At 64.8% G+C, this 1,084-nt stretch carries 2 protein-coding genes; both read left to right on the top strand.

The window, feature by feature from the left end; genetic code table 11:
• A partial coding sequence (locus A8V01_RS04140; RefSeq protein ID WP_211294954.1) for a baseplate assembly protein occupies nucleotides 1-531 on the top strand: 531 nt, incomplete at its 5' end.
• Nucleotides 528-1,084, top strand: a 557-nt coding sequence (locus tag A8V01_RS04135) for a phage tail protein I (protein WP_103094703.1), incomplete at its 3' end; no start/stop codon positions are given. The genes A8V01_RS04140 and A8V01_RS04135, both read left to right, overlap by 4 nt.

The raw sequence follows: 1,084 nt of genomic DNA, 5'->3' as shown, positions 1-1,084 counted from the left end.
CGCATGGTCCTGGCACCCGAAGGCTATTCCGTTGCCGGGCCGGAGGGCGCGTACCTCTTCCACGCCTTGTCCGCCGATGCTGAAGTGCTCGATGCCACTGCCACCAGCCCTTCGCCGGGCGTGGTGATCGTCTCGATCCTCTCGCGCCTGGGCGATGGCTCCGCGTCCGCGCAATTGGTCACTACCGTGCAGGCTTATGTCTCGGCAGACGATCGCCGCCCGCTGACCGACTTCGTCACCGTGCAATCCGCTCAGATCGTGCCCTATGCGGTGGACTACGACCTGACCACCTACAGCGGCCCTGACGGCGCCGTGGTGCTGGCCGCCTCGCTTGCCAGCGTCCGGGCCTACGTCGAGGAGAGCCACCGTGTTGGGCGCGACATCACCATGTCTGCGCTGTTCCGCGCCGCACATGTCGAAGGTGCGCAGAATGTTCGGTTCAATTCGCCCACCGCCGACATCGCCGTAAGCCGCCTGCAGGCCCCTTACTGCACTGATGTCGCAGGCCGCCTCGCGGGCACGAACGAATGATTTACACCTCCATCCTTCCCCCGGCATCGACGCCTTTGGAAAAGGCGCTGGAACAGGCTGCGGCATCGGTGCTGGATTTCGCCACACCTGTACGCGACGTCTGGTCGCCTGCCCATTGCCCCGCCGGGCATCTGCCCTGGCTGGCCTGGGGCCTTGCGATCAGCCATTGGAAGACGGGCTGGACGATCGAGCGCAAACGCGCAGCCGTGGCGGATGCGATCCCTTACCACAGGCGCAAGGGAACCCGTCAGGCTGTGGCAGAGGTACTGACCGACCATCATCCCGCATTCCAGATCGTCGAATGGCACGAAGCCAATCCGCGCCGCACGCCTCACACGTTCGAAGTGCGCGCGCCTGCGGCAGAAATCTCCGCGGACTTTCTCACGGTGGCCAAAGCCGAAGAGATCATTGCCGACATTGCCGTGGCCAAGCCTGCTCGCGCGCACTTCGACTTCGTCCAGAACCTCGATCTGACATCGGGGATGTTCATGGCCGCAGCCGGCATGAGCGGCACCGTGGCCCGCTCCGACTATGGCGCCATCCACGATGAAAG

The sequence above is a fragment of the Novosphingobium guangzhouense genome (genome assembly GCF_002896965.1).
Classification (GTDB): Bacteria; Pseudomonadota; Alphaproteobacteria; order Sphingomonadales; family Sphingomonadaceae; genus Novosphingobium; species Novosphingobium guangzhouense.
This window is presented reverse-complemented; position numbering and strand designations above follow the sequence as displayed.